This window comes from Paraglaciecola hydrolytica (assembly GCF_001565895.1).
GTDB classification, from domain to species: domain Bacteria; phylum Pseudomonadota; class Gammaproteobacteria; order Enterobacterales; family Alteromonadaceae; genus Paraglaciecola; species Paraglaciecola hydrolytica.
On record NZ_LSNE01000005.1, the window covers coordinates 269,834 to 276,305 of the forward strand.

General features: G+C 42.2%; 6 protein-coding genes. 2 read left to right on the top strand and 4 right to left on the bottom strand.

The window, feature by feature from the left end:
• Nucleotides 1–25: 25 nt before the first annotated feature.
• From AX660_RS09105 to purM, 3 genes are read right to left on the bottom strand one after another with little or no spacing between them, the layout of a single operon-like run.
• The gene (locus AX660_RS09105; RefSeq protein ID WP_235594703.1) at nt 26–811 is read right to left on the bottom strand and encodes a DUF3108 domain-containing protein; all 786 of its coding nucleotides are present in this window, start codon (nt 809–811) and stop codon (nt 26–28) included.
• Nucleotides 783–1,439 carry a phosphoribosylglycinamide formyltransferase gene (gene purN, locus AX660_RS09110; RefSeq protein WP_068375795.1) on the bottom strand — a complete coding sequence of 219 codons (657 nt, stop codon included), beginning with the start codon at nt 1,437–1,439 and terminating at the stop codon, nt 783–785. The genes AX660_RS09105 and purN overlap by 29 nt, the downstream gene beginning before the upstream one ends.
• Nucleotides 1,440–2,477, bottom strand: a complete 1,038-nt coding sequence (purM, locus tag AX660_RS09115) for a phosphoribosylformylglycinamidine cyclo-ligase (RefSeq protein WP_068375797.1) — start codon at nt 2,475–2,477, stop codon at nt 1,440–1,442.
• 334 nt (nt 2,478–2,811) lie between these two features.
• Here purM and AX660_RS09120 point away from each other — a divergent pair, with 334 nt between their 5' ends.
• Entirely contained in the window at nt 2,812–3,900 is a 1,089-nt protein-coding gene (locus AX660_RS09120; RefSeq protein WP_068375799.1) for a DUF2066 domain-containing protein, read from the top strand.
• Nucleotides 3,888–4,610, top strand: coding sequence for a DnaA regulatory inactivator Hda (gene hda, locus AX660_RS09125; protein ID WP_235594704.1), 723 nt, complete (start codon nt 3,888–3,890; stop codon nt 4,608–4,610). Before AX660_RS09120 ends, hda begins: the two co-directional genes overlap by 13 nt.
• 3 nt (nt 4,611–4,613) lie before the next feature.
• Here hda and AX660_RS09130 read toward each other — a convergent pair.
• Nucleotides 4,614–6,472: hypothetical protein (locus AX660_RS09130; protein WP_068375801.1), on the bottom strand; the 1,859-nt coding region annotated here is incomplete at its 5' end.

Sequence of the window (6,472 nt, forward strand, 5' to 3'; positions counted from 1 at the left end):
TGTTTAAATCATTAAGGTGCAGGAATTATTCGCCACTTGTCTCATATTGACTAAGTTGAATATCACCTTGCTCATCGCCGTCTTTAAACTGTTGCAAGCGTACTAACTGGAAGTTAAGCGCTGGGGAAAACCAGGCGTAAGTCTGACGGGTGGAGTTTTCTCGGACAAATCCCACTTTAATTGCTTCTAATTCACCATAGGGTAGGCTGAGATTTTCTGTTGCCACTACACTTAATTGATAGTGTTTTAATTCACCGCGGTAATTAATTACTTCATAACTAAATTCCGTTTCACCCTTAGCCAGTTTGGCTTGTAGATCTAAACGATAAAGTTGGTTATCCAATTGCAATTCAAGGGGAAAGCTAGGACGGTCGTTGACAACAATCTTGTTTTTTTGATGATTAAATTCGACTCTTACATGTTTGTCAGAGCCAGTGCCGGTTCGTATAAATACGTAACTTTGAGGCACAATTGTTTGATCCTGAAGAGTAAATAAACTGGTTTCTTTACGTTTATCAGATAAGAAAAAAATGGATACGCTGGAGCTGTAATCGAGGCGGTATTGATTATCTTCCATTTTACTTAACGCTAATGTGGCATAACCTAATTCTCTGCCATAACGAAAAGCAGAGAATCGGGCACTGAAATTAGCAAAAGGATCGATTAAGGGGAGTTCTTGAGGCACTTCAAGGCTGGTGGGATCTGGCTCAACTAAGGCGGCATCGACCGCGTTAGCAGGTTGAGCAACTACCAGCAAACAGCAAAACAGGTATAAGAAACAGTTAATCTGCTGCGTAACCTTGTACTTCAAGTTCATTACCATCTAAAAATGCCTTATTATTTTTCATTAGCAGTCTCCCCTGACAGAACCATTTAATTACCAGAGGATACATTTGGCGTTCTTGTACTTGTACTCGTTGAGCTAGTTCTTCTGGATCTTGCTCAGCAAATACCGGTACTTTTGATTGTAAAATCACCGGACCATCGTCAAGTGCTGCTGTGACAAAATGGACCGATACCCCGTGTTCTGTATCACCCGCGTCAATAGCCCGCTGGTGGGTATGTAAACCTTTGTACTTGGGCAACAAAGAAGGGTGAATGTTCAACATCTTACCTTCAAAATGTGCCACAAAGTCAGGGCTCAATATACGCATAAAGCCAGCTAATACAATAAGGTCAGGTGAGAACGTCGAAATTTCAGCCAACAATTGCCGATCATAGTCTTCGCGACTCGTAAAAGTACTGTGATCTAAAAACACCGCAGGTATATTGGCATTTTTAGCGCGCTGCAAACCATAAGCATCGGCTTTATTGGATATTACAGCACTTACATTGGCCGGCAGTTTTTGTTGGGCACAAGCATCGATAATGGCTTGTAAATTTGAGCCATTACCCGACACTAAAACCACAATTGATTTTTTTTGTTGGCTATCTGGCACTTAGTTAATCTCTACCTGTTGGTCGCCATTGCGGGTTGCAATGGAGCCAATTTGCCAGGCTGTTTCACCTAGTTCATTTAAAATGCTCAGTGCCTTTGTCACGTTTTCAGCTTTAAGGGCAATGATTAAACCTACACCACAATTAAAGGTGCGATACATTTCGTGAGTGGTCACGTTACCTTTTTGCTGTAACCAGTTAAATATGGCTGGCCACTGCCAGCTACTACCATCGATGACGGCTTTAGCATCATCGGGTAATACTCGTGGAATGTTTTCCCAAAAGCCACCACCGGTAATATGGGAAATAGCATGGACTTCTACTTGCTCTAACAGGGTCAATACGTTTTTAACGTAGATGCGTGTTGGTTCAAGTAGTACATCACCTATAGTGCTGCCTTCGAATTTTTCGTCGGTTGAGCTACCAGAGACTTCAATGATTTTGCGGATCAGTGAATAGCCATTAGAGTGTGGACCAGATGACGCCAGTGCAATGAGTGCATCGCCAGCTTGTACTTTTGAACCATCGATTACATCATCCGCTTCAACCACACCAACACAAAAACCTGCTACGTCATAGTCTTCACCATGATACATGCCAGGCATTTCAGCGGTTTCGCCTCCCACTAAAGCACAGCCAGCCAATTCACAACCCTGACCAATGCCGGTGACTACTTCTGCGGCCGTATCAACATTTAGTTTTCCGGTGGCATAATAATCAAGGAAAAACAACGGCTCAGCGCCTTGTACTATCAAGTCATTTACACACATGGCGACTAAATCAATACCTATGCCTTGGTGTTTTTTAAGATCCATGGCGAGGCGTAATTTAGTGCCTACACCATCAGTGCCGGATACTAGAAGCGGTTTACGATACTTTTCAGGTAAAGCGCAAAGTGCTCCAAAACCACCCAAACCGCCCCTAACTTCTGGACGTTGAGTTTTTTTAGCAACCGATTTGATCCGTTCTACGAGTTGGTTACCCGCATCAATATCGACACCTGCGTCTTTGTAACTTAATGATGATTTGCTATCGCTCACGTCTTTACCTCAAAAGTAACCACAAAAAAAAAGAGCGGGGATTTTAGCAGTTTGCTGGATTAATACCAACGCAATAGAGGATGATTTTTTGTTGTTCTACGCTTCATCCTTGAAACTGCAGGTTTGTTGGCTGCACTCATCCACCGTGATTTGTAAATTAGTGATACTTAGTGAACAAAATGATAGGGGACTCATTCATTTACCGTTGCCGTGCAATTCCAATGATAAGAAGTAAATATAAAAACCTGAATAAACAAAAGATGAATTTTTAAGGTAAATGCAGGACAATGCTCGGCAATATTATTTGTACTGTAGTTTGGAAGGTAGATAGTTGATGTCATCATTTAAATGCTCATGGCTGATTGTGATGAGCTTTGTGTTATTGGCGCTAATAAGTAACAGAGTCAGTGCCGCGATTATTGAAGATTTGTATGATGCCAAGGTTGCGGTTGTCGATCAGTCTGAAGCCAGCCAAAATGCAGCAATCAAACAAGGTCTTAAACAAGTTTTTGTTAAAGTCAGTGGTTCGCAAGACTTACTTAAACATACTCACATCACTAAAAGTCTAACAAAAGCCTCGACCTTAATTCGTTTATATACCTATGAAAAAGTTCAGAATCAACTCTATATGGTGGTCAACTTTGATCAGGAAAAAGTTCAGAATGCTATTATGACCGCCGGTTTTCCTGTGTGGGACAAACGTCGGCCAGAGACCATTTTATGGTTGGCGATAGAGCCAATGCAGCAAGATAAACAATTATTGAATCAAGAAACTCAGCCAGATTTGGTTAAACGTATGCGCGAGCAGGCGCAAAAACGTGGCATTAAAGTGGTCTTGCCGGTATGGGATTTAAATGATGTGCAGGCGGTAGATGTCTACGATATTTGGGGGGGATTTATCCAACAAATGTTGCTGGCCAGTGAACGCTACGATATTAACAGTGCATTGTCTGCTCGAATTTATCGTGCACCTTCAGACGGTACACAAGTTGAACCAGGCAAAAGATGGTTAGCTGACTGGACTTTAATTGACAATGGACAAGTTAATTCTGGGCAATTACAGATGTCTGAACCTGAGCAAATTGTAGATGCTATTATTGATGCGTTAGCGACGCAATTGGCAGAAAAATACGCCATTAGTCAACAGAATCGTCTATTGAATGCAGTTAAAACCCAAATCACTATCAATAATGTTGATTCTATTGCCCGTTACAGCGCGATAATGAAATTTCTCAACGGCCTGACGGTAGTCGCCAATGCCACTTTACTTGAACAGCAAGGCACAAGAGCAACTTTTGAACTTGATTTGTTGGGAAATAATGATGATTTACTGAATAGCTTCAGATTGGATAATAGAATGCAGCCACGTGCAACTCGCTTGGGAGAGAGCTCGGCTGAGATGGAATTTATGTGGCTCAATTAATAGACATGCAGCTTTCATTACCGGTTTTATTAAAAGATCGCCTCAGTTTTGACAACTTTGTTGTTGGTGATAATCAACAATTAGTTGATCACCTGATTGCTGTTGCCAGCGCAGTAGAGCAGTCACCAGCCTTAGTGTGGTTGACTTATTGTTTTGCAGAAAGCGGTTTGGGTAAAAGTCATTTATTGTTTGCCAGTTCTTATTTGGCTGAGCAAAGTCAACAAAGCTGTGTTTATCTGAGTTTTCGCGACAAAAGCCAACTGTCATTAGAGATGTTGGAAGGTTTAGAAGCCTATTCATTAATCTGCCTAGATGATATTGAATGCATTGAAGATGATCTGGCTTGGCAAGTTGCCTTGTTTGATCTGATTAACCGAATAAAAGAGCAGGGGCAAAGTCGTTTAATTTTATGTGCTCGTTTCCCCCTGCAAGCCTTACCCTTACAACTACCTGATCTTTTATCACGTTTAAGTTGGGGGGTGAGTTTTCGAATAGTGCCCTTGAATGACAACGAACGTTGCAAAGCCTTGATCTTACGGGCAGAACAACGTGGTTTAGTCATGTCGCTCGAAGTGGCCAAATATTTGTTAAATCACTTACAACGAGACTTACCGGCCTTGATTGCCTGTTTGGATAAGCTGGACGAATTATCCTTGCAGCAACAACGTAAATTAACTATCCCTTTTGTTAAGTCTACTCTAGACCTCTAATCCTTACTGCTCTGGTGTTCTAGGCTGCACAGGAAATGCCAACCAGTAATCCGCAGGATCCACAGGTTGATATGCTGCCTTTTTAGCTTGAATATTGGCGGAGGTAGGTGAGGGACTTAAATCCACATTACTAAACCAATCTACGCCAACTTTCATCAACTCAGGTTTAGGCAAGTTGGCTTGAATTTGGGCAACATTAAGTTGCGGAAAAATATCATTTACCACAGCTCTGACTCTGGGCTGAATGTCAGAAGAATTGACTCGGTTACGTTGTCCCCATGTAACGTTAAGTTCATCGTTATCCACTGAACTGATAATGGCTACATCGGCACTTACTCCCAAACGATATGCCATCATAAAATGACCAAACAGTGTGGCATAATTTTCTCGTTCGGTGGAGTAACAATAATAGTCAGGGGCGCGGTCTGGTGTAAAAAAACTTACTACATCAGTGGCTTGTAAACTTTTTTGATAGCTGCTGGCACTTTTGCCAGCAAAGCTCACTTGAGCTAATGCCTGCATTTCGTCGGACATCAGAGGATAGGTTTGACTGAAGCCGGTTGATGAGGGGTCAGCTTGATTAGAATAACTTAAAGGGCTAGATGAGGACGACAAGCTAGACCAACTGTTCGGTGGGAAAAAGTCATTGGCGTGGCCTAATTCGTGGTACATCAACCAACTCGCGCTGCCTTCAAGTGCTGAAAATGAGCGAGTTAATCTGTCAGCAACTGGATAATCACTGTTGCGGATATAATATTGGTTATTTTTTACATAGCGCCAAGGCAGGGTAAAGCGCAGTTCTTTGCCAAACTCACTGCGATAGTCAGGCTGATCATTAAGGGTATCGCGCTCTTGCGGACTGACCCAAAAATTAGCCGCATCTAGATAAATGGCGCCAGTGGCTGACCAATAAAATGACGGACGTACATCGTAGGCAATTACAATTGCTGTCGTCGCACGTAGCAACTTGAGCATGTCGTCAGAGGTAGCGGATTGTTCAAGAAATTGTTTAAACCTTTCGCCCATCCACTGATGTGAAACCACTAAGCGATCTAATACGTCGTTTATACTGGGGTTGATATGTTCTTTACCTAATAAAGGTAATTTTCCAAAAGAACAACTAGATGATATTTGGTTGTTATAAACACAGTCAACCAGCGCAGCGGCATACTTACCTTGTGGATTAAAGGCGAAGACATCTGGGCTGACAATGCGTTCAGCATATTTAGGAAAATAGCCTTCACTATTGATATTGGCATTTTTAACTAAGACAAAACTACTGTCAGAACCGGTACTACTGTCGCTAAAATTAATCTTTGCAGTAAATTCCAGCAGCGTATCTTGTGTCACATTGGGTGCAGTAAAAAATAAATAATGTTCATTTGTGCTTAGTTCAACGGCTGCAGGACCAGCGGTTTGTTGCCAACTTATTGAAGAGATGGTTTTGTTCGACGCTTGTGCTGAACTATCAACTCGTAGTGAGACTTTAGCTTGTTCCACTGCCGTATGATCAAGTCTGACACTAACCAGCGCGTTGGGGCTTTCTACTGCGCTAAAGCTCAGGCTTTTAGTAATAGTGATATTGGCTTGGGTAAGTACTCTTAACTCAAGGTTGTAAGTACCTGCAGCAGGAATATCGAAACTGATAAGCTGGCTGTTAGCCGCTAAAAAATTCAATTGTGGGCCACTACTTTGTTGCCATGTAACAGATTTAAGGGAATTGTTACCCGCAGTGATGGCAAAACTGACGGGCTGATTTACTTGAAATACATCTGGGTAAAAGATATTGATGCCATCTTCGCTGATTTTCGGGCTTAACGATATTGTATTGCCAGGCCCGCCGTTACCAGGCGGTGTGGGAC